This window comes from Cellulomonas humilata (assembly GCF_013359775.1).
Lineage (GTDB): Bacteria > Actinomycetota > Actinomycetes > Actinomycetales > Cellulomonadaceae > Cellulomonas > Cellulomonas humilata.
In genome coordinates this window covers 1-21,625 of the sequence record NZ_JABMCI010000034.1, presented here as the reverse complement: position 1 = coordinate 21,625, position 21,625 = coordinate 1, and the positions used below count along the sequence as shown (strand labels likewise).

The window sequence follows — 21,625 nt, the reverse complement described above, 5'->3', positions numbered from 1 at the left end:
GCGCCGAGCGTGACGGCTTCCGGAGCGTGGACGCCCGCGGCGCCTACAGCCGCGTCACGGAGCGGGTGGCTCCGTGGAAGCGGTCGGGCTGCTGCTCGGCGTCGGGGCCGGCGTGGCGCTCGGGGTCGGCGCCGGCTCAGCCGGCGCGACGGCGGGCTGCTCGACGACGGGCGGCGCGGGTGCGGTCGGGGGCGGCGTGGTGGGCGCCGGGACGCCCACGGTGATCGGCACGGAGGTGCCGGTGCCGGCGTCGTCCGACGTGCCGAACTCCCAGTGCCAGGGCTCGTGGGGTCCGCGGCCGCCCTCGTCCATGTAGGTCGGGTGGTGCCAGCCGTAGGCCATCGCGTTGGCCTTGAGCCAGAGGTACTGCGTGGACCGGTAGCCGTTGGCCTGGTCGAGGTCGATCGCCAGACCCCAGCCGTGGTTGGACGTGCCGGGCACCGCGGCCATGGTCCCCTTGGCCGCACGGGTGCTGACCTGCTCCTCGAGCGTGCGGTAGGAGCCCGTGATCCTCAGGTCGTGGCCGAAGTCCGCCCGGTAGGCCGCGTTCAGCCGCGCCAGCGCCTCCGCAGCGTCGCAGCGCAGGTGCTGGCTCGGCGCGAACGCGACCGCGCAGAGCACCTTCAGCGGGATGTTCCCGTTGGTGTAGCCGTCGGTCGACCGGGCCTGCTCCGCCACCTTGGCGACCGCCGCCTTGGCGTCCTCGTCCCCCGTCACGGCGATCTGCTGGGCTGCGACCGTGATGCCGGCGGCTGCGTCCCGGGCCTGGACCGCGGACGTGGCGGCCGCGACGACGTCCCGGACCTCGGCGGCGGCGTGGGTGGCCCCGACGGCCGCGTCCAGCAGCGCGACCTGCGGGTCCGCGGAGACCAGCAGGCGTGTCATCGCGACGTTCTGCGCCGCCTGGTCGCCGAGGTCGAGCGCGACCAGCAGGACGTCGGTCTCGACGTCCTCGACCACGCGCGCCGCCGTGGCGACGTCACCCGAGGCCACCAGCTGGCGCGCACCCAGGACCCGGTCGGGCAGCTGCTCGGCGGTCAGCCCCGACGTGACGGGCGCGGCCGTGGCGTCGGCCAGGTCGGGACGGAACAGTGTCCGCGAGGCGGCCTTCGTGGCGTCGACCAGCGGATAGCCGACAAGCGTGACGATCGCCGCCTCCATCGCCGCCACGCGGTCGTCGAGCCGCGTCAGCGCCTGCGTGTACGCCGGTCCCGTCGGCTCCCGGGAGAACGAGCCCTCGCCGCCGGCCGCCGCCCCCGCGACGTCGGCGGAGTGGGAGGTGTCGATGGGCGGCGCAGCCAGGACGGCCGTCAAGACCACCATCGACGCGAGGATCACGACCGACTCCCACGGTCGCCGCCCCTGCCGCGGGCGCGCCGAATGACGACCCTCGGTCGTCCGTCGTGGTCCGAGCACTGGCATGTCCTCCGCGGTGCGTCGTCCGACGATCCCACCGCGACACCGCGTTCGTCGACCCGCCAGACGGGGGCAACTCGGGCCGACCACACCCGCACGGCGACCGGCGGGCTCTCACCCAGCCATGGATCGCCGCAGGGACCTCGCCGGCACCGTGCGCACGGCTCGTCGGATCTGCGCGCGACTCGGGCGCTACCCGACCCGCTGCTCGTCGCGGTGCGGGAGCCGCCAGCCCGGGCGCACGTAGTGGCAGGTGTATCCGTGCGGGAGCTTCTCCAGGTAGTCCTGGTGCTCCTCCTCGGCCTCCCAGAACTCACCGGCCGGCTCGACCTCGGTGACCACCTTTCCGGGCCAGAGCCCGGACGCATCGACGTCCGCGATCGTGTCGAGCGCGACCCGACGCTGCTCCTCGGAGCTGAAGAAGATCGCCGACCGGTAGCTGCGGCCGACGTCGTTGCCCTGCTGGTTCATCGTCGACGGGTCGTGGATCTGGAAGAAGAACTCCAGCAGGTCCCGGTAGGAGATCTGCTCGGGATCGAAGGCGATCTCCACGGCCTCGGCGTGGTCGCCGTGGTTGCGGTAGGTGGCGTTCGGGGTGTCGCCGCCGGAGTACCCGACGCGCGTGGAGATCACCCCCGGGCGGCGGCGCAGCAGCTGTTGCGCACCCCAGAAGCAGCCCCCGGCGAGGATCGCCGTCTCCGTCGTAGCCATCTGCGGTCTCCTTCGTGGGGACGGCTGCAGCCGTCGGGCGATCTTGACCCCGCAGCGCGCTGGGGCGCAACTGATGCGGTGCACGTGCCTGTCGCCCACAGTGGCATGCACGACGCCGGCGGTGGCCCGCGAAGGGCCACCGCCGGTGGTGCGTCAGGCGCGAGCGCTCAGAGCGCTCTCCGGACGACGTCGACGACCGCGGTCACCGGACCGTGCTCCGCCGTCGTTCCGCTGACGACGACCTGTCCGGGGCGGGACGGGGATCGGGCGGGGACCGCGTCCCAGGTCACGGGCACCGCGTGGAGCGCGCCGTCGGAGTCGAGGACGTCGACGGTGGCCGGCAGCCTGATCGGGCTCGACGTGCGGACGGTCCGGTAGACGGTGTCGGCGACCACGAACTCGGCATCGCTGGCCTCGTAGACCTCGATCGTCTCGTGGAACGTGAGCACCGGCCACGCGCTGCTCGACCAGTCGATCATCTCCTGCCAGTTCGCAGGCTCCCAGACCAGGACGCCGGCGCCGCGGTTGTCGGGCAGGTCGTTGGCGATCCGGAAGACCTCCTGGAGGAAGAGGCCGGCACCCTCCGCCGTCTTGGGGTAGGGCGAGTTCGGCACCGGCAGGCCGTCCCAGTCGTTCGACTGGTGCGACGTCTCGGCGATCTCCATGGCGTAGCCGGGGTGCGCCGCGGCCACCTGGTGCAGGTTCGCCTCGTAGTGCTCGGGCGTCCCGTGCCAGTCGGGGTAGTAGGAGTGCGCGATGACGTCGATGTCCTGGCCCTTGGCGTTCAGCCGGGTGAGGAACTGGTCCCAGAACTCGAGCGTCTTGTCGACCTTCCCGTTGTCGATGATCACGTGCGTCTCCACCGGGATGTCCACGCCGTGGGCGGCGGCGACGGCCCGGACGGCCGCGATGCCCGACGCCTGGAGGGTGGTGAACCGGTCCCACGCGGCGTCGTAGGCGGCCTGCTCGGCTGGGTCGTCCGAGCCCCAGTAGTCCCAGAGCAGGGCGCCGCCCGGCTGCGAGACGAACGACGGGTCCTGGTTGAAGTAGCACGTGCCGCACCACGCCGCGTCGTCGAACCACGGCAGCGGACGTTCGCTCCCCCACATGAACCCGTTGATGAGCTCGTTGCCCACCGCGACCTTCTCGGGAGTCGTGCCCTGGGCGACGAGCGCGTCGACGGACGCGTAGGTGTAGTCGTAGACCGCCTGGGTGAGCTCCTCGAAGGGCAGCTCGCGCCACGCGGTGGGCTTCGCCTGCTTGCTCGGATCGGCCCACGAGTCGGCGTAGTGCAGGTCGACGCCCAGGCCCATGCCCTGCTCGACGACGTCGCGCGCCACGTCGAGGGTGCGCTCCGGGCTCTGGTACGCGGGGTCGAGGTACTCCCCCGTCCGCTCGTCGCGCGGGTCGTTGAAGACGCGCAGGCGGATGTACTCCATGCCGGCGTCGGCCGCCGCCTCGAGGATCGGCACCGGTGCGGCGCCCTCGTCCACGACGTAGGTCAGTCCCTGCGCGTCGTTCTGGTCGGCGTACGAGATGTCCGCGCCCAGCACGACGTCGTCGCGCAGGTAGTTCCACACGGACAGCTCGCTGATGCCGGCGACCGCGCCCGGGGACACGTCGGTGATCGTGACGCGCAGGAACGCGATCCCCGCGTGCGCGACGAGGTGCTCCTCGCCGCGACCCGCCTGCTTGTTCTTCTTGCGGTCGACGAGGGTTTGCCAGGTGCCACCGTCCGGGGAGGCCTCGACCACGTACCGGTAGGTGCCGTGCGCGTCGGGGAAGACGAGGCCGACCTTCCGGATGTTGTCGTACGCGCCGCCGAGGTCGAGGACGAGCGAGTGCCGACCCTTGCCGCGGGCCGTCCACGCGGTCGTCAGGTCGCCGTCGACGGCGAGTCCCGCACGAGCCTGCGCCGCGGTGGCGCTCACCGTGACCCAGGGCTTCGCGGCGAGGTTGCTGCGGACGGGTGCGAAGTGGACCGTGCCGTCAGGATCCTCAGCCGCGGCGGGGCCCGCGCCGCTGAGGACGAGGGCGCCCGCCGCGAGGAGGGCGAGCGTGGAGGATCGGCGTCGTCTGGTGGGCTGCATGGGACGTCCTTGTCTCATCGGAGTGTGCACGTGCACAGCACTCAGCCACCGTATGAGCGCGCGAAAGCACCCGTCAAGATGGCGCGTATGTCCGGTCCGCGGTGGGAGCGTGCACAGGGGTCCGTGCAGGGGTGGCTCGGACCGGGCGGTCCGCGAGATCCGGCTCGTCAGGAAGGGGTAGAGGCAACCCATCCCGTGCTGGCACGCACGACGAGCGAGGTCGGCAGCGTGACGGCGGCCGGCTCCCCGCCCTCGACCAGCTCGATCAGCAGGCGCACCATCTCCCCGGCGATCCGCTCGAGCGGCTGCCGCATGGTGGTGAGCGGCGGGTCGAGCGTCGCCGCGAGCCCGGAGTCGTCGAAGCCTCCGACCGCGACGTCCTGCGGGACGCGCCTGCCGGCCTCACGGAGCACCTGCAGGGCGCCCGCGGCCATGAGGTCGGACGCCACGAAGACCGCGTCGATGTCGGGTCGGCGCTCGAGGAGGGTGCGCATGCCCGCCGCGCCGCCGTCGCGCGAGTAGTCGCCGTGGGTCACCAGCGACTCGTCGTAGAGCGACCCGAGCTCGTCGCGGTAGCCCTCGAGCCGGAGCCTGCCCCCGGGGGTGTCCAGGGGTCCGGTGATCGTTCCGATCCTGGTGCGGCCGATGTCGAGCAGGTGCCGGGTCATCCGCCGCCCGCCGCCGAGGTCGTCGGCGGAGACGGAGCCGAGGCTGCCCTCGAAGCCGAGCGGGATGCCGCAGGAGATCATCGGGATGCCCTGCCGCACCAGCACGTCGAGCAGGGGGTTGCCGCTGTGCGACGAGATCGCGAGGACGCCGTCGACGTGCCCGGCACCGACGTAGGCCGAGACCTGCTTCTGCTCCTCGGGGGTGCCCGCGACCATGAGCAGGAGCGGCATGCCGCGTGCGGCGAGCGCCTGGGCGGCCCCCCGCAGGAGGATCGAGAAGTTCGGGTCCTCGAACAGCAGGTGCTGGGGTTCGGTGAGCAGGAACGCCACCGAGTTCGACCGTCCGGTGACCAGGCTGCGCGCGTGCTGGTTGGCGGAGTAGCCGGTGGTCCGGATCGCCTCCTCGACGGCCGCGAGCGCGTCCGGGGACACCCAGTGCCCACCGTTGATGACGCGCGAGACCGTGCCTCGAGACACGCCGGCCGCAGCCGCGACGTCACGGATCGTCGGGCGTTTGCGCGGCGCGGGCGTCGGTCCCATCGCACGAGACTCTAGGGGAACGGCGTCCCAAACCACGCCATGACCTCGCAGGCAACGAGATCGACCTTCCCGCACCGCCGCAGGGCGAGGAACGGCAGCGGCAGGGGATGATCGAGCTCGGTCGAGGTAGCGTCGCGCAGGCCGAGATCGACCTGCGCGCTCGGACCGAGGCTCGGAGGCCGGACACACGTGGACGAGATCCTGTATGGCGCCGCCTACTACGACGAGTACATGCCGACCGACCGCATCGACACCGACGTCGCGATGCTGCAGGCGGCGAACCTCAACGTGGTCCGGATCGCCGAGTCGACCTGGAGCACGGTGGAGCCGCAGCCCGGCGTGTTCGACTTCACGCACGTCGACCGGGCGCTCGACGCCATGGAGGCCGCCGGCATCCACGTCATCGTCGGGACCCCCACCTACGCGGTGCCGGCGTGGCTCGTGACGTCGCACCCGGACGTGCTCGCCGAGACGAGCACGGGCCAGGGACGCTACGGGGCGCGCCAGATCATGAACATCACCCACCCGGCCTACCTCTTCCACTCCGAGCGGGTCATCCGCGCGCTCCTGGAGCACACCGCGCACCGCAGTGCCGTCATCGGCTTCCAGCTCGACAACGAGACGAAGTACTACGACGTCGCCTCGGCGGACGTGCAACGCACGTTCGTCACGCACCTCCGCGCGACGTTCGACGACGACGTCGACGCGATGAACCGTGCTTTCGGCCTGGACTACTGGTCCAACCGTGTCGACGCCTGGGAGGACTTCCCGGACGTGCGCGGCACCATCAACGGCTCCCTGGCCGCCTCGTTCGACAGGTTCCGTCGCTCCCTCGTGGAGGAGTTCCTCGCCTGGCAGGCCGCGATCGTGCGCGAGTACGCGCGGGACGACCAGTTCCTCACCCAGAACTTCGACTTCGACTGGGGGCCGGGCTGGTCCTACGGGCTGCAGCCGGCCGTCGACCACTTCCGCGCGGCGGCGTGCGTAGACATCGCCGGCGTGGACATCTACCACCCCACGCAGTCCGCGCTCACCGGCAAGGAGATCGCGTTCGGTGGGGACATGACCCGCTCGATCAAGGGCGGCGCGAACTACCTCGTGCTGGAGACCCAGGCCCAAGGGCAGCCGGCCTGGCTGCCCTATCCGGGCCAGCTGCGGCTGCAGGCCTACAGCCACCTCGCGAGCGGCGCCGACGCCGTCATGTACTGGCACTGGCACTCCATCCACAACTCCTTCGAGACGTACTGGCGCGGGCTGCTCAGCCACGACCTCCAGGCGAACCCCACCTACGACGAGGCCGCCGTCATCGGTGCTGAGCTCCGGCGGGTGGGGCGGTCGCTGGTGCACCTGCGCAAGTCCAACCGGGTCGCGGTCATGGTCAGCAACGAGGCCCTGACGGCGCTGACGTGGTTCAGCGTCGAGACCGGGTTCCCCGCCTTCCGCGGCCCCTCGATCGGCTACAACGACGTGCTCCGCTGGGTGTACGACGCCCTGTTCGAGCTGAACGTCGAGTGCGACTTCGTCTCCGCCGACACCGAGGACCTCGGCCGGTACGCGATGGTCGTCGTCCCGGCGCTGTACTCGGCGCCCGAGTCGACGCTGCAGCGGCTGGGCGCGTTCGTCGGCGACGGCGGCCACCTGGTCTCGACGTTCAAGTCGTTCGTCGCCGACGAGCACGTCACGGTCTGGCACGACCAGCAGCCCCACTCGCTCACGGAGGTTCTCGGGCTCACGTACAACCAGTTCACCGTCCCGGTCGACGTGCGCCTCACCCTGCACGGCGACCTGGCAGCCACCCCCGGCGCCGCCGCGCTGAGCCCCGACGAGCGCTCCGCACTGCGCTTCATGGAGCTCCTGCAGCCCGACGGCGCGGAGGTGCTCGCGTCGTACGACCATCCCGCGTGGGGCGGTCAGGCGGCCGTGACCCGGCACCGCGCGGGGGCCGGTACGGCGATCCACCTCGGCACCATGACCGGTCCCGCCCTGGTCCGCGAGGTGCTCGCCCTGGCGGTACGCGACGCGGGCCTGTGGGACTGGCCGCAGGAGCTCGCCGGAACCGTCACCGTTCGCCGGGGCGTGAACTCCGCCGGAGCGCCGCTGACCTACCTCCTGAACTACTCCGACAGCCCGGTGCAGGTCACGAGCCCCGTCACGGCCCGGTGCGTCCTCGACGGTGTCAGCGTCGAGGACGGCACCGACCTCACCATCGGCGCCTGGGACCTCACCATCCTCGAGGAGGTGCGCCGACTCGCAGCACGCTGATGCGGTCCGACGCCGTTCACGGCGCTGTCCCGGGCCGGACCTACAGGAGCCCGCGGAAGGCGAACCGGAACGTCAGCTCGGTGTCCGTGGGCAGTCGGTACTCGGCATGGGTCTGCGCACCCCAGGAGTCGTCGCCGCCGACCCCGCGCCGCTGGAGAGCCGGCCGCAGGACGGTCTGGTAGATCGGCGGCAGCTCGGTGTGGTGCGCGGCGTTCTCGACCTCGAACGGCGTCCACGGCAGGGCCGAGAGCTCCATGCCCTGGTCCGACTCCAGCCGCAGGCCCGCCCCTCGCTCGTCGGTGACGGTCGCCCAGCGGACGCCCGTCCGGCTGCCCGCCTCCTGCGGACGCAGGTAGGGCGTGAGCGCGGTACGCACGTCGGCCTCCCACACACCCAGCCGAGCGCCCGCTCGGCGGTCGACATAGGACTCCTCGGGCCCGTCCCCGTACCAGCGCAGGCGGTGGAACGCGTCGTCGGTCGCCAGGAGGAGACCGAGCTCCGGCATGTCCGGCAACCCCGCCCCGGGTCGCACCGTGAGGGTCACCTCGACGCGACCGTCACCGTCCACGAGGTAGGAGAGCTCGCACTCCCCCGCCGGTGCGGTGGGCAGCTCGTACCGGAAGCTCACGCGCACGCCGTCGTCGGTCTGCTCGACCGCGGGCTGGTCGGGGCCGCGGACGGCCGTCGCATACCGGCTGGCGAGAAGCCACGCCCCGTCCTGCGCAGGGGCGCCCCACCCGCGCTCGTTGGAGGTGGGTGCGTGCCAGAAGCTGGGCTGGGGCATCGAGCGCAGCAGCTCGCGGCCTCCGTCGTGCGTCAGCCCGTAGCGGTACGAGACCAGCCCGCCGTACAGCCGGGAGAACAACACGGTGAAGTGCCGCCCCCGCACCCCCACGTTGTGGATGCCGTCGATGACCTCCGGCACCGGGGCCCGGCGGGCCGGTACGGCGCCCCGGACGAGCGCCACGGTCTGCTCGTGCGCCACCTCGTGCCCGGCCGACGCCCAGCGCGTCGTCCGACGCAGTCGGAAGGACACGTCGACGGTGTACTCCCCGGGTGCGGTCGGCACCGTGAGCGGGAGCGCGTAGACCTGCGAGGCACCGGGGGCGACGTCGGTCTCGAGCACCTCCTCCTGGAGCACCCGGCCCTCTCGGGCGAGGGTGACCACGCACTCGTGCGCCGACGACGGGGTCGCGAGGTGACGGTTCTCGACCGTGACCTTGTCGTCGCCCACCGAGAGCCGGTAGCCCTGGTAGAGGTAGCGCACCTCCTGGGCGATCGGCTTGAGGGTGCGATCGGCGAAGACGATGCCGTTGCCGCTGAAGTCCGAGTCGTGCGGCGCGTCACCGAAGTCACCGCCGTAGCCGAAGAACTCGCGCCCAGCGGGGTCGGTGCGCCGGAGCGCCTGGTCCGCGAAGTCCCAGATGAAGCCGCCCTGGAACAGCGGCTCGCGGTAGGCCAGGTCGACGTACTTGTGGACCGCCCCGAACGAGTTGCCCATCGAGTGCGCGTACTCGCACAGCAGGTAGGGCTTGTCGCGGTGCGTCGCGAGGAACTCCTCGATCTCGCTGGCCGGCGCGTACATCCGGGAGACGACGTCGGTCGTCTGCGGGTAGCGCGGGTCCCAGTGGACGCCCTCGTAGTGCACCGGCCGGGAGTCTTCGCGACGGAAGTACTCCGCGACCTCCAGGATGGTGGTGCCACCGAACGACTCGTTGCCGCACGACCACATGACCACGCTCGCGTGGTTCTTGTCCCGCTCCAGCATGCTCGCGGCGCGGTCGAGCAGGGTGGGCAGCCACTCGGGGCGGTCCCCCGGCAGCGCCTCCTCGATCCCCGCCCCACCGAACCTCACGCGGTCCCACATCCCGTGCGACTCGAGATTCATCTCGTCGATGACGTACAGGCCGTACTCGTCGCACAGCTCGTAGAAGTAGGAGTTGTTCGGGTAGTGGCTGGTGCGTACGGCATTGATGTTCAGCCGCTTCATGAGCCGGATGTCGACCTCGGTCTGCTCGCGGGTCATCACGCGACCCTGGAGGCCGAAGTCGTGCCGGTTGACCCCGTTGAAGACCACGCGCGAACCGTTGACCTTCAGCACGCCGTCCTCGATGCCGAACCGGCGCACACCCACCCGCACAGGGACGTGCTCGGTCAGGCGGCCCGACGCGTCGTGCACGTCGAGCGTGAGGTCGTACAGGTGAGGGTCCTCCGCGCTCCACAGCCGCGGGCTCTCGATGCGGAGCACGAGCTCGTCGTCGCCGGTGAGCTGTCCGGCACCGGCGATCCGGGCGTCCACGTGGCCGTCGCCGGCCAGGACCACGCGCACGCGCACCGTCGCCTCGGAGAGATCGTCGGCGACGTCGGTCACCACCCGGACGTCCTCGACGTGCACGGCCGGCCGGCGGTACAGGACGACGTCCCGGAACAGACCGGAGAACCGGAAGAAGTCCTGGTCCTCGATCCACGACCCGGCGCTCCACCGGACCACCTGGGCCACGATGACGTTCTCACCGTCGACCAGAGCGTCGGTCAGGTCGAACTCCGACGGGGTGAAGGAGTCCGTCCCGTAGCCCACGTAGGTGCCGTTGAGCCACAGGGCGACGGCGCTCTCCGCACCGTGGAAGCTCACGCTCAGCCGCTCACCGGGCTCGAGCGGGTGCTCGAGGGTGAACGTCCGACGATACGTCGCCACGGGGTTGTACCGCTGGGGAACCTGCCCCGGCTCGACCTGCTCGTAGCCGTCCCACGGGTACTGCACGTTGGTGTACTGCGGGCGGTCGTAGCCGAGCAGCTGGATGTGAGCCGGCACCGGCACGTCGTCCCAGCCGGAGTCGTCGACGTCCACGCGCTCGAAGCCGGGGACGACGAGGGCGGGGCTCTTCGCGTAGTGCAGCTTCCACAGCCCGTTCAGCGACTGCTCGAAGGAGCTCGTCCCGGTCGCCGCCTCCTGCGCGGAGGCGAACCACCGGTGGTCGGAGTGCGCGTCGAGCCGGTTCTCCAGGACGTACTCGGGGTCGGCGATGCGGTTGAGGTCGAAGGTCACTTGATGGCCCCCGTGACGCCCTCGGCAAAGTGGCGCTGCAGCGCGAGGAAGACGACCATCGTCGGCACCGACACGATGAACACGGCGAGCATGAGGCTCCCGTAGTCGGTGACGTACCCGGCGCGCATGTTCGACAGCAGCATCGGCAGGGTCTGGTACGCGTTGTCGACGAGGATCACCTTCGGCCACAGGAAGTTGTTCCACGAGAACAGGAAGGTGATGACACCCGCGGCCGCAAGGGTGGGCTTCATCGTCGGCAGGTAGATCCGCGCGAAGATGCTCACCTCGCCCAGCCCGTCGAGGCGCGCCGCCTCGATGATCTCGTGCGGGAACGACCGCGAGGCCTGCCGGAACAGCAGGATCAGGAACGGCGTCGCGATCAGGGGCACGATGACCGCGAACGTCGAGTTCACCATCCCCAGCTGCGCGAAGAGCCGGAACAACGGGATCATCGTCGCCGCGAACGGGATCATGATCGCCAGCAGCAGGATGGCCATGACGGCGTCCTTCGCCCGCGAGTGGTAGATCTCGAACGCGTACCCGGCGATCGAGCACAGGATCAGGGCGAGCACGGTCGTCGCGATGGCGTTGACCGACGAGTGGTAGAGCGCCGACCCCAACGGCTGGGAGTCGACGAGCGTCTGGAAGTTCTCGAGAAGGTGGCTACCCGGCAGCAGCTTGGACGCCACCACCTCGTTGCTCGTGTTCGTCGCCGAGACGGCCATGAAGTAGAGCGGGAAGACCGACAGGAAGACGGCGAGGGACAGGAACGCGTATGCGGGGATCCGGCGAAGCTGTGTCTTAGTCACGCTTGTCGCCCACCTTCATCTGAATGGCGGCCAGGATGGCCACGATGATCAAGATCGCGTAGGAGATGGCAGCGGCGTACCCGAAGTTCGGGCTGTTGCGGAACGACACGTTGTACAGGTAGTGCGACACCGTCATCGTCGTGTTTCCGGGCCCACCGTTGGTGAGGTTGAACGACTCGTCGAACATCTGCAACGTTCCGTTGGTCGACAGGATCGCGCAGAGCAGGATGATCGGCTTGAGCTGCGGCATGGTCACGTACCAGAAGGTCTTGAACCCGTTCGCACCGTCGACGCGGGCAGCCTCCAGGGTCGACCTGTCGATGTTCTGCAGCGCGGCCAGGAAGAAGATCATGTTGTAGCCGGTCCACCGCCACAGCAGGCCGAGGATGATCACCATCCGGGCGGTGCCGGTCTGGCCGAGCCAGTTGACGTTGGCGTCGAGCAGTCCGAACTTGATGAGCAGGTCGTTGGCGAGGCCGTCCGTCGCGAAGATCTGCCGGAACACCAGCGCGTACGACACGAGGCCGACGGCGCACGGCAGGAAGATCGCTGTCCGCCAGAACCCCTTCCACCGCAGCCACGGTGCGTTGAGCAGGTTCGCCAGCACCATGGCGATGGTGAGCATGATCGGTACCTGGATGATCAGGTAGATGAACGTCGTGCTCAACGTCAGCCGGAACGTCTCGTCCTCGAACAGCCGCTGGTAGTTCAACCACAGCGGCTCTGCCCAGGTCAGCCGGGTGCCGCGTCCCGTCTGCAGCGACAGGAACAGCGCCTGGATCATCGGCCAGAAGTTGACCAGCACGATGAGGGCTGCCGCGGGGATGATGAACGACCACCCGGTCAGGCTGCGGCGGCGCGCGATCGCCGACAGGGGTACCCGCTTCGAACTACCTGGGGACTCCTTCGTCCCTGGGGGTGGTGCGCTGGATGCGCGGTCCTCGGTTGGTGCGGTGGGAGCGGACACGATCAGCTCACCTCATCTTCGCCGGTGACGGACTGGGCGGGGTAGCGGGCGGCGGAGCCGTGGAGGCCTCCGCCGCCCGCACTGAGATCACCCCATGGCGAACTCGACCGTGCTCTGCGCCTCCTCGAGCGCGGAGGCCGGGTCCGCGCCGTTGAGGATGTTGGTGATGGCGACGCTCACGGCGTCACGCCCCTCGTAGTAGTAGGCGCCCGTGTTGTTGCTGGGCACCTCTGCCGCGAACGTCAGGACGTCGGCGTAGATCGGCTGCCCGCCGAAGAACTCCTGCGGCTCGCTGTAGACGTCCGACTCACCGGCGGGGAGCCAGTTGGCGAGCGCACCGGAGGCCGGGAGGATCGTGTCGTAGAACTCGGTCGAGCCCGCGAACGTCGCGTTGAGGAAGTCGGTGGCGAGCGCCTCGTTGCCGTTCGGGGTGATCGCCCAGGACGACCCACCGTTCGCCGTGTAGTTCGTCGCACCGTCGACGCCGTCGAGCTTCGGGACGTTGGTGACGGCCCACTTGCCGGACTGGTCGGCGGCCGACTGGATGGATCCGGAGATCCAGATGCCGTTGACGATGCCGGCCGTGTTCGAGTTGACGATCGTGTTGATGTACTCGTCCCACGAGTTGACCTCGACGAAGACGCCCGCGTCGACGAGCTGCCCGTACATGTCGATGGCGGCCAGCAGCGCGTCGTTGTCGGTGATGGTCGGGTTGCCCTCGTCGTCGAACAGGCTCGCGCCGGCGCTCTGCAGCATCATCATGATCGTGTCGGCCGAGCCGGCCTGGCCGGTGAGCATCGGCTTGCCCGTCTTGGCCAGCACGTCCTTGCCGAGGGTGAGGAACTGGTCCCACGTGATGTCGGTGAAGTCGTCGACCGTGTAGCCGGCCTGCTCGAGGAGGTCCGTCCGGTACGCGCCGATCGCGGTCCCGTTGTCGAACGGCACCCCGTAGTTGACGTCGTCGTACGTGGAGTACGACACCACGGACTCGGGGAACTCGCTGAAGTCCACGTCGGAGTCCGCGAAGTCGGCGAAGATGTCCGGGTAGTTGATGACGTTCTTCTGGAACGCGTTGTTCTGCATGAGGAAGATGTCGGGCAGCTGGTCGGTCTCGCCGGACTGGGCGAGCGTGGTCAGCTTGGTCTGCACGTCCTCCCACGGCGTCTCGACGATCTCGAGCGTGAAGTCCGGGTGGTCCGCCTGGTAGACCTTCTCGGCCTCCTCGAGCGCGTAGATGTTGAAGGCCGGGTCCCAGGCCCAGACCGTCAAGGAGTTGTCGCCGGTACCACCGCTCGCGCCAGTCGTCTCGTCCTCGCCCGAGCCGCCACCTCCGCCACTGCAAGCGGCGAGAGCGAGGCTCAGCGACATGACGGCGCCCAGCGCCCCGAGCGTGCGTGTCTTCTTCATCGGGTGATCCCTTCGTGCTGTTGGTCGTCCCGTGGACCGTCGCCGGCTCTCGCCGAGCCGCCGGCTCCCGCTCGTCCTCCGCGACGTCGCGGCGGGTGGGCGGGACAGGTCGACTGTGCTGTGTGGAGGTCGTGCGCCGTGCTGAGGTCAGGCGGTCTACCAGCTCTGCGCCGTGGAGTCTGGTCCACATCGACCACGAGCGACATCTGTGTCGCTCGACCCTGTTCGGCGTTTGGTGACGTCACCATAGCAGCGCGAATCGACTCGTTAGGCGACGCTTTGGTAACGGTCTGCTGTGCAAGTTCGGCACATGGTGACGTCACCATCGTGAATCCCCACTAGCATCTCGCCATGACAACCGCGTCAGCACCTGGCCGTCGTCGCTCAGGTCCTTCTATCGGCGACGTCGCGCGTCTTGCCGGGGTCTCACCCCAGACGGTCTCGCGCGTCTCGACCGGTGCCGACTCGGTCCGACCGAGCACCCGCGCGAAGGTCGTGCACGCGATGGACCAGCTCGGGTACTCGCCGAACCGGGCGGCCCAGGCGCTGCGGAACGGCACCTTCGGCGCCATCGGGGTGCTCTCGACCGGCTTCCAGCGCACCGGCGAAGCCCTTACCGTCGAGGCCCTGGTCGAAGCCGCCGCGCTCGAGGACTACTCGGTCACGCTCCTCCACGTGCGCAACCCCGCTCGGGAGAGCTGGGACAACGCAGCGCACCGCATCTCGCACCAGGCCATCGACGGCCTCGTCATCATGCGGGCCGAGCAGGCGTCGCCGGCGACGCTGGCGCTGCCCGCGGGCATGCCCGTGGCGGTGTCCTTCTCCAAGTTCGCGGGCCACTACCCCACCGTCACCGCCGACCAGGTCCAGGGCAGCGAGGATGCCATGCGCCACCTGCTCGGCCTGGGACACCGCACCGTGCACCACCTCGCTGGGCCGCGGGACTCGGAGCACGCCCTCGTACGCAGCGCCACCTGGCGCCGCTGTCTCCTGGAAGCCGGAATACGTCCACCCGAGCCGGTGTACGGAGACTGGAGCGCGCACGACGGCTACGAGGCAGGGCTTCGGCTCGCAGCCGACCCCGACGTCACCGCCGTGTTCTGCGCCAACGACGAGATGGCGCTCGGCCTGGTGCGGGCGCTGCACGAGGCCGGTCGCCGCGTGCCCGACGACGTGTCCGTGGTGGGCTTCGACGACATCGCCGTCGCCGGCTGGACCTCACCGCCCCTGACGACCGTCCGGCAGGACTTCCATGCCATCGGCCGCGCCCTCATCACCCTCGTCGTCGGTCAGCTCCGGTCGAGGTCCGTCCCACCGCCGGCCCTGACGGTCGTGCCCACGGAGCTCGTCGTCCGGGCGAGCACCGGACCCCCTCCACGCTGAACCCGAACGTTGAGGCGCCTGGAACGCCCCGCCGCACGACGATGAGGACTCGATGGAGAGCATCACGAAGAACCGCCAGACGCCCGCGACGCTGCGTGCGATGGTCGAGCGTGCCTACGGCGCCGAGCAGGTGCCCACCGGCGAGCCGGACACCTGGCTCGAGGAGCTGGGGCACGGCTGGTTCAACGTCGCCTACCGGATCCTGCTGCGCGACGGCCGGGCCGTGGTCGTGAAGATCGCGCCGCCGCGGGGCGTGCCCGTGATGCCCGCCGAGCGCGGCGCGATGCGCATCGAGCTCGACGCGCTGGCGCTGATCGCGGCACGCACCGACGTCCCGGTCCCGCAGGTCGACCACGCCGACCTGAGCCACGAGCTCGTCGACGCCGACTACTTCTTCATGCCGTTCGTCGACGCCGAGAACTTCGGCATCATCACCGACGGCCTGGGCACCGAGCGGCGCGCCGCGTACAACGAGGCTCTCGGCGCTGCCAACCGCGAGCTGAACTCGATCCGCGGGAGCTGGTTCGGACCGCTCGCCGGCCCGGGTGACCCGTCGTGGCGGGTCGTGTTCACCGGCCTCGTCGAGGACGTCCTTGCCGCCGGGGAGGCACGGAGCGTCGACATCGGCCGGGACTACGACGAGATCCGCAAGGTCGTCGCCCTGCACGCAGACGTCCTCGACGAGGTCATCGAGCCGAGGTTCGTCGAGTGGGACCTCTGGGACTCCAACGTCATGGTGCGCGACGGCAGGATCGTCACGATCATCGACCACGAACGAGCCCTGTACGGGGACCCGCTGATGGAGGCCGGTTTCGCCGGCACCTATCTGTCCGACTTCGGCGACCCGACCGCGTTCATGCGCGGCTACGGCCAGGAGCAGCTCACCCCGAGGGAGCAGACCCGCCGAGGCCTGTACTGCCTGCACCTGGTCGTCATCATGGCGATCGAGACCGTGTACCGCGGACACACGACACCCACCCAGTACGACTGGGCACGCAAGCAGATCGACACGATGATGCGCCTGCTCACCGAGCCGTGAGCACCCGCACGCTCGATGCCGCCGCCCTGGGCGAACGGCCCGTCGGGCGCCTGCTGTGGCACGCCTGCACCCAGACCACCATCGCGGTCGGGGTCTATGGGATCTACGCGCTGACCAACGCCTGGTTCGTCGCCCGCGGCGTCGGGACGACCGCGATGGCGGCGGTCAACCTCGTCGCGCCGCTGCTCCTGGCGCTGGGCGCGGTCTCGACCGCCCTCGGCGTCGGAGCAGCCTCGGTCGTCTCCCGGCACCTCGGTGCCGGCGACACGAGCACAGCGGCACGCGCGGCCGGGAACGCCTTCGTCGTGTTCTGGGCCGCCGCCGTCACGACGACGGTGATCGGGCTGACCGGGCTCGAGCCGCTCCTGCGGCTGCTCGGCGCCCACGGCGAGACCCTGGGCTACGCACGCGAGTACGCCCAGATCATCCTGGCCGGCGCGATCGTCTCGACCGGGTTCTCCAGCCTCGTCCGTGCCGAGGGTCGGATGCGGTTCGCCACGATGCTCTGGGTGGTCCCCGTCGCCGTCCAGATCACCCTCGATCCGCTGCTCATCTTCGGCCTGGACCTGGGCGTCCGTGGAGCCGCCCTGGGGACCGTCGGCGGCCAGGCCGTCTCCGCCGCCATGAGCATGTGGTTCTTCTTCGCCCAGCGGCACCGGCCCTACCGCGTCCGCAGGTCCGACCTGCGTCCCCACCTCCCGACGGTCCGCACCCTCGTGGGCATCGGCGCCCCCTCGTTCCTCGCCGGCTTCGGCGCCACCCTGCTCGTCGTGGTCGTCAACACCTCGCTGTCCCGGGTGGCCGCCGCCACCACGGCGCTCTCCGCGCTCGCCGCGTTCGCGATCTGCTCCCGCATCCAGACCTTCGTCGCGATGCCGCAGCTCGGCATCAGCCAGGGGATGCAGCCGATCGTCGGGTACAACGCCGGTCGCCGGCTCACCGCACGCGTGCGACGCGCCCGGACCCTGTCGCTGCGCGCCACCCTCGTCTACAGCACCGTCGCCGCGGGCTCCGTCGCGCTGCTCGCCGAGCCCATCACTGCCGCGTTCGTCGACGACGCCGCCGTCCGCTCCGAGTCCGCCGACGCTCTGCGCATCCTGGCGATCGGGTTCGCCGCCGCCGGCGTCACACCACTGGTCTCCGCGTACTTCCAGGCCCTGGGCAGACCACGACCGTCCTACGTCATCTCCGTCGGAACCCTCCTTCTCGTCAAGATCCCGCTCGTGCTCGCCCTCGGCCACACCGGCCCCACCGGCACCTGGACCGGACTGGCCGCGGGCGAGCTCGTCTCCGCGGGCATCGCGCTCCTGGTCCTGCGCCGACTCGACGTCCCCGCGGGGTCAGCCGCGGCGGACGGCGATCCGGACGGCCGCGGCCATGCCGCCGTCGCCGTACGTGACCTCCCCGACCGGCAGTGAGCGGTCCGCAGACACGAGGTCCTCCCACCGTCCGGCGGCGTCCATGGCGCGGGCCTCGAGCGCCAGGAGCACCTCCCGCACGTGCCGCTCGAAGACCGCGTGGTGCTTGTCGACGAGCCGGCCATAGAGCTCGAGCCGGTGGTCCATGGAGCGGACGTTCGCGGAGGCGGGCGCCGTCCGGTACTCGATGAGCGGCTCGGGTACGACGGTGACGTGCCCGCCGTCGCCCACGAGTGACAGGAAGAAGTCCCAGTCCTCGAACCCGCTGCGCATGTCCTCGTCGTAGCCGCCGCACGCACGCCAGGCGTCGCGGCGGACCACCGCGGTCGCAGGGCAGGCGTTGCGGTGCAGGAAGTCGACCGCCGACCCTCCGCCGGGCCGCACGACCGCGTCGATCACGCCGTGCGCATGCAGCCACGACGAGGCGGCACGTGCGCCGGGGTCGCCCTCCAGTGCCGCGACCGTCCGCTCGAGGAACGTCGGCGCGAGGCGGTCGTCGCCGTCCAGCACGGCCACGAGGTCGGTCGCCGCAGCGGCGATCCCCGCGTTCCGGGCCGCGCCGACCCCACGGTTGGACTGACGCAGCACCCTGACACGAGCGTCCCCCTGCAGCCGCTCGATGACGTCAACCGACTCGTCGTCGGTCGAGCCGTCGTCGACCACGATGACGGCATCCGGGACGCGGGTCTGGCGCAGGACCGACTCGACCGCTTCGGCGACCAGTTCGCCCTGGTCGAACGCGGTCACGATCACGCTCACGCTCAGCACGCCTCATGCTGGCACGACCGACCGCCGGCGAGCACCGACGTGCTCGTGGATCCACCGCCTCGGTGCACCCGTTCGGCGATATTCGAGCCCGTGGGCGCGCAAGGTGTCCATGTTCTGTCCATCGCGACCCGCCCGACCGGTCGGAACGCTCGCGAGCTGCCACGAATGGGCAGCCGCACGGGGCCACCTCGTCAGCCCCGTCCATCTCCGCCCTGAGCCCCGCTGGCGCGGAAACTCGGGCCGCAAGAGGTACGAGTTCTCCCTCGAGGACCACTGAGCCCTCCGCCGCTGCTCGGCAAGCTAGAGGGGGACGTTCCTTGCGCTGCGCGGTCGACCCCTTGTAGATGTAGTGCCTGAGCGCGCCCGTGCGCGCGCCCGCCCAGGGGTGGTCAGAGATGACAGGCGCGATCTTCGGACTCATCGGCGTCGTCGTCGGGGCAATGCTCAATCTTGTGGTCCTGACGTTGCGCGAGCGCTCCACGACCAAGTCGGCCGCTCGAGCGGCCGCACGCCTCGTCGGGACAGAGCTCCTCACGTTCGCGACGGTCATCAGGGCCACACGCTCGCGCGATCCAGCCGACCTGCCACAGGTCAAGCTCCTGGACACCACTGCATGGACCGCCTACCGGGAGGTTCTGGCTCGCGTCCTCCCGGACCAGTCGTGGACCCTCGTTGCCCTCGCATATGCGCACGTCGACGGAGTGCTGTCCCTGCTCGTCTTCGAGCCCGACGGGACTCTCGCGGACTGGCGGGTGAGCGAGCTCCGTCGCGAGCTGCCGCGAGTGTTCGACGCCGTCAGCGCAGCGATCGGCGAGCTCGGCGAGCTCGGCGCACCAAGCCGGCCGCCGGAGACGCTGGACGACGACGGAGCGTTCGACGAGCCGTGGGGAACCGGAGGCGACGAGGGACCATTCCCGGTCTACGCCTGAGTTCCGAGAACGTCGAACGGCACGGGCTCACTCTGATGGAACTCAAGCCAGTCGAGCTCGTCTGGGCACGAGACGCTCGAGACATTGATCCCGTCGGACGAACACCAAGGCCGGGAAGCGCGAGTGTCCCATCGAACGTTCCGATCGCGGTCCCCGATCGACCCCGGCTCACGTGCCTGCGCTTGGTGCGTGTCACTCGCCGGCGGCGGCTCCCAGTCGCGCGAGCCACGCCGCGATCTCGGCGCGGCCGAAGCGCGGCCACAGCCCGACCCGAAAGCCGCGCGGCTCGCGGGCCCGGGGAGCGCAGGTCGTACAGCGCCGGGGGGCTGACCTACAGGTAGGCGGCGAGCTCAGACGGGGTCATCGCCGGCTCGGTGGCCGACGTCACATTGGTCTCCATGCCAGCAGGTGTGCGGAGCATGGCCCAACACGCGGCAGGAGGCCCGAGAGTCGACCCTGACAGGTCGAGTCCGGACCGATAAGTGTCCATTAAGTGTCCAGTGGCCACGTCAGGCTCCTGTGTTCAGGATCCTGGCGTGGCCTCTGACCAGCACTTTCGGTGGAGCTGAGGGGATTCGAACCCCTGACCCCCTGCATGCCATGCAGGTGCGCTACCAGCTGCGCCACAGCCCCGCGACCCCCCGAGGGGGATCACTCACGCCCGGAGGCGCTCGGAGAGTTTAGAACGAACGCGGGCCCAAACGCTAATCGGGGTCCCGGGTCTCGGCATCCGCCTCGGACTCGTGCGTGGTGTCCGGTCCCGCGTTCCAGTCGGTCGACGCGTCGGTAGGGCCGAGGTTGTAGCCGACCATCCGCCACGCAGGCAGGAAGTCGCCGCGGGTGGCGACGAGCTCGGTCCAGTGCGCGTTGAGCATGCCGGCGAACCCGTGCCAGTCGGTCGGCATACCGAGCAGGTCCCCGACGGCGCAGCTGATGGCGGAGCCGTGCGAGACGACGACCAGCGTGTCCTGCGGGCCGAGCGCGTCGGCGTGCTCGAGGATCCCCTCCCGGGCGCGCTGAGCGACTTCCGCACGGGTCTCCGCGCCGACGCCCTCGGGCTGCCCACCGGCGCGCCAGACGGCGAACTCGTCGGCCCAGTCGCGCTTCAGGTCCTCGCCCGTGAGGCCCTCCCAGAGCCCGAACGCGCGCTCGCGCAGCCGGACGTCCACGGCGACGACGAGCCCGGCCGCCCGCCCCAAGAAGCCCGCAGTCTCGTGCGCGCGACTCAGATCGGACGCGACGATGACCGTCGGCTCGTGCCGTGTCAGCAGGCGCGCGGCGGCCGTGCGGGCCTGCCAGCGGCCGACGGCGTCCAGCGGGATGTCGACCTGACCCTGCAGTCGCGCCTCGGAGTTGTACGCGGTCCGGCCGTGCCGGACCAGGAGCAGGCGCCCCGCCGTCACGCGTCGGCGCCCTCGTCGGTCCCCCGCGCGTCGGCGGGGAGATCGATCACGGGGCAGTCCTTCCACAGCCGCTCGAGGGCGTAGTACACCCGGTCCTCCGCGTGCTGGACGTGCACCACGACGTCGCCGAAGTCGACGAGCACCCAGCGCCCGGCGGCCTTGCCCTCGCGCCGGATCGGCTTGGCGCCGAGCTTGTACAGCGCCTCCTCGACGGCGTCGACGATGGCGCCGACCTGCCGCTCGTTGGTGCCGGAGGCGATGAGGAAGACGTCGGTGAGCACCAGCTGCTCGCTGACGTCCAGCGCGATGATCTCCTCGGCCTTGATGTCGGACGCGGCACGAGCGGCCGCCAGGGCCAGCTCGATCGCTCGTTCGGTCGCAGCCACAGGTCTCCTAGGTTCGGGGTCAGACAGGTCCGGCCGAGAGGCCGGTCGTGGAGTGGGTGACGGAGACCGCGGCGGTGGAGCCGGGGTCGTCGTCCGTCGTGTTGCCGAGCAGGAGCACGATCAGGAAGCCCAGGACGAACGCCACGAGCGCGAGCACGATGAGGTGCAGCCACGTGTACGGGTGCCGGGGGCGCTCTTCGTCGTCCTCGTCGTCGTCGTAGTCGTCGTCGTCGTCCCGCGCGGCACCGTCACGCACGGGGTCCGGTCGACCGCCGAGCGGCGCGGCGAACACGGGTGCCGCAGGCTCGCCGCCGGCCCGGGGCGCCGGGACGGTGCCGGACGACAGCCCCGTGGGCGCCCACGCGCCGGGCGCTGCCTCGGGT

16 protein-coding genes, 1 tRNA gene and 1 pseudogene are annotated in these 21,625 nt (G+C 70.5%); 5 read left to right on the top strand and 13 right to left on the bottom strand.

Features of this window, described 5'->3' with window-relative positions:
• Positions 1 to 54: 54 nt before the first annotated feature.
• The 4 genes from HP550_RS00710 to HP550_RS00695 form a co-directional block, all read right to left on the bottom strand.
• Positions 55 to 1,323, bottom strand: coding sequence for a M15 family metallopeptidase (locus HP550_RS00710; protein ID WP_175345681.1), 1,269 nt, complete (start codon positions 1,321 to 1,323; stop codon positions 55 to 57).
• A gap of 285 nt (positions 1,324 to 1,608) precedes the next feature.
• Complete coding sequence (gene msrA / locus HP550_RS00705; protein ID WP_175345680.1) at positions 1,609 to 2,127, bottom strand: peptide-methionine (S)-S-oxide reductase MsrA; 519 nt, start codon at positions 2,125 to 2,127, stop codon at positions 1,609 to 1,611.
• 167 nt (positions 2,128 to 2,294) lie between these two features.
• Entirely contained in the window at positions 2,295 to 4,217 is a 1,923-nt protein-coding gene (locus HP550_RS00700; protein ID WP_175345679.1) for a glycosyl hydrolase 53 family protein, read from the bottom strand.
• Positions 4,218 to 4,384: 167 nt separating this feature from the next.
• On the bottom strand, positions 4,385 to 5,425 hold the full coding sequence (locus HP550_RS00695; RefSeq protein WP_175345678.1) for a LacI family DNA-binding transcriptional regulator: 1,041 nt from the start codon (positions 5,423 to 5,425) through the stop codon (positions 4,385 to 4,387).
• Positions 5,426 to 5,614: 189 nt separating this feature from the next.
• Here HP550_RS00695 and HP550_RS00690 point away from each other — a divergent pair, with 189 nt between their 5' ends.
• A complete protein-coding gene (locus HP550_RS00690; protein ID WP_343047883.1) occupies positions 5,615 to 7,687 on the top strand; it encodes a beta-galactosidase in 2,073 nt (690 codons plus the stop codon).
• A gap of 40 nt (positions 7,688 to 7,727) precedes the next feature.
• Here the strand turns inward: HP550_RS00690 and lacZ are convergent, their stop codons facing one another.
• From lacZ to HP550_RS00670, 4 genes are all read right to left on the bottom strand, one after another.
• Positions 7,728 to 10,733 (bottom strand): beta-galactosidase, LacZ type, encoded by a 3,006-nt coding sequence (lacZ, locus tag HP550_RS00685; RefSeq protein ID WP_175345677.1) that lies wholly within the window; start codon positions 10,731 to 10,733, stop codon positions 7,728 to 7,730.
• Positions 10,730 to 11,542: a carbohydrate ABC transporter permease gene (locus tag HP550_RS00680; protein WP_343047881.1), complete on the bottom strand. Its 813-nt coding sequence runs from the start codon at positions 11,540 to 11,542 to the stop codon at positions 10,730 to 10,732. The genes lacZ and HP550_RS00680 overlap by 4 nt, the downstream gene beginning before the upstream one ends.
• The gene (locus tag HP550_RS00675; RefSeq protein WP_343047880.1) at positions 11,535 to 12,509 is read right to left on the bottom strand and encodes a carbohydrate ABC transporter permease; all 975 of its coding nucleotides are present in this window, start codon (positions 12,507 to 12,509) and stop codon (positions 11,535 to 11,537) included. Before HP550_RS00675 ends, HP550_RS00680 begins: the two co-directional genes overlap by 8 nt.
• An 87-nt stretch (positions 12,510 to 12,596) precedes the next feature.
• Positions 12,597 to 13,916, bottom strand: a complete 1,320-nt coding sequence (locus tag HP550_RS00670; protein WP_175345676.1) for an ABC transporter substrate-binding protein — start codon at positions 13,914 to 13,916, stop codon at positions 12,597 to 12,599.
• A gap of 351 nt (positions 13,917 to 14,267) precedes the next feature.
• Between HP550_RS00670 and HP550_RS00665 the strand changes: the two genes are divergently transcribed.
• Genes HP550_RS00665 through HP550_RS00655 form a run of 3 tightly spaced genes read left to right on the top strand, consistent with a single transcriptional unit; the run spans position 14,268 to position 17,756 of the window.
• Positions 14,268 to 15,299, top strand: a complete 1,032-nt coding sequence (locus HP550_RS00665; RefSeq protein ID WP_175345675.1) for a LacI family DNA-binding transcriptional regulator — start codon at positions 14,268 to 14,270, stop codon at positions 15,297 to 15,299.
• Positions 15,300 to 15,351: 52 nt separating this feature from the next.
• On the top strand, positions 15,352 to 16,338 hold the full coding sequence (locus HP550_RS00660) for a phosphotransferase family protein (RefSeq protein ID WP_175345674.1): 987 nt from the start codon (positions 15,352 to 15,354) through the stop codon (positions 16,336 to 16,338).
• Entirely contained in the window at positions 16,335 to 17,756 is a 1,422-nt protein-coding gene (locus HP550_RS00655; RefSeq protein ID WP_175345673.1) for an MATE family efflux transporter, read from the top strand. The genes HP550_RS00660 and HP550_RS00655 overlap by 4 nt, the downstream gene beginning before the upstream one ends.
• Here the strand turns inward: HP550_RS00655 and HP550_RS00650 are convergent.
• Complete coding sequence (locus tag HP550_RS00650; protein WP_343047879.1) at positions 17,679 to 18,515, bottom strand: glycosyltransferase family 2 protein; 837 nt, start codon at positions 18,513 to 18,515, stop codon at positions 17,679 to 17,681. The two genes, HP550_RS00655 and HP550_RS00650, sit on opposite strands and share 78 nt — an antisense overlap.
• Before the next feature lie 404 nt (positions 18,516 to 18,919).
• Here HP550_RS00650 and HP550_RS00645 point away from each other — a divergent pair, with 404 nt between their 5' ends.
• A complete protein-coding gene (locus HP550_RS00645; RefSeq protein WP_175345671.1) occupies positions 18,920 to 19,453 on the top strand; it encodes a hypothetical protein in 534 nt (177 codons plus the stop codon).
• Between the two features lie 560 nt (positions 19,454 to 20,013).
• On the opposite strand, the gene HP550_RS00640 is transcribed toward HP550_RS00645, so the two are convergent.
• From HP550_RS00640 to HP550_RS00625, 4 genes and pseudogenes are all read right to left on the bottom strand, one after another.
• Positions 20,014 to 20,086, bottom strand: a tRNA-Ala gene (locus HP550_RS00640).
• A gap of 71 nt (positions 20,087 to 20,157) precedes the next feature.
• Entirely contained in the window at positions 20,158 to 20,856 is a 699-nt protein-coding gene (locus tag HP550_RS00635) for a histidine phosphatase family protein (protein WP_175345670.1), read from the bottom strand.
• On the bottom strand, positions 20,853 to 21,242 hold the full coding sequence (gene rsfS, locus HP550_RS00630; RefSeq protein ID WP_175345669.1) for a ribosome silencing factor: 390 nt from the start codon (positions 21,240 to 21,242) through the stop codon (positions 20,853 to 20,855). The genes HP550_RS00635 and rsfS overlap by 4 nt, the downstream gene beginning before the upstream one ends.
• A gap of 19 nt (positions 21,243 to 21,261) precedes the next feature.
• Positions 21,262 to 21,625 (bottom strand): annotated as a pseudogene (locus HP550_RS00625) (hypothetical protein); the annotation flags it as partial.

Coding starts and splice junctions, on each gene's coding strand:
- HP550_RS00710 (WP_175345681.1), bottom strand. CDS start 1,323: ATGGTGGTCTTGACGGCCGTCCTGGCTGCGCCGCCCATCGACACCTCC.
- msrA (WP_175345680.1), bottom strand. CDS start 2,127: ATGGCTACGACGGAGACGGCGATCCTCGCCGGGGGCTGCTTCTGGGGT.
- HP550_RS00700 (WP_175345679.1), bottom strand. CDS start 4,217: ATGCAGCCCACCAGACGACGCCGATCCTCCACGCTCGCCCTCCTCGCG.
- HP550_RS00695 (WP_175345678.1), bottom strand. CDS start 5,425: ATGGGACCGACGCCCGCGCCGCGCAAACGCCCGACGATCCGTGACGTC.
- HP550_RS00670 (WP_175345676.1), bottom strand. CDS start 13,916: ATGAAGAAGACACGCACGCTCGGGGCGCTGGGCGCCGTCATGTCGCTG.
- HP550_RS00665 (WP_175345675.1), top strand. CDS start 14,268: ATGACAACCGCGTCAGCACCTGGCCGTCGTCGCTCAGGTCCTTCTATC.
- HP550_RS00660 (WP_175345674.1), top strand. CDS start 15,352: ATGGAGAGCATCACGAAGAACCGCCAGACGCCCGCGACGCTGCGTGCG.
- HP550_RS00645 (WP_175345671.1), top strand. CDS start 18,920: ATGACAGGCGCGATCTTCGGACTCATCGGCGTCGTCGTCGGGGCAATG.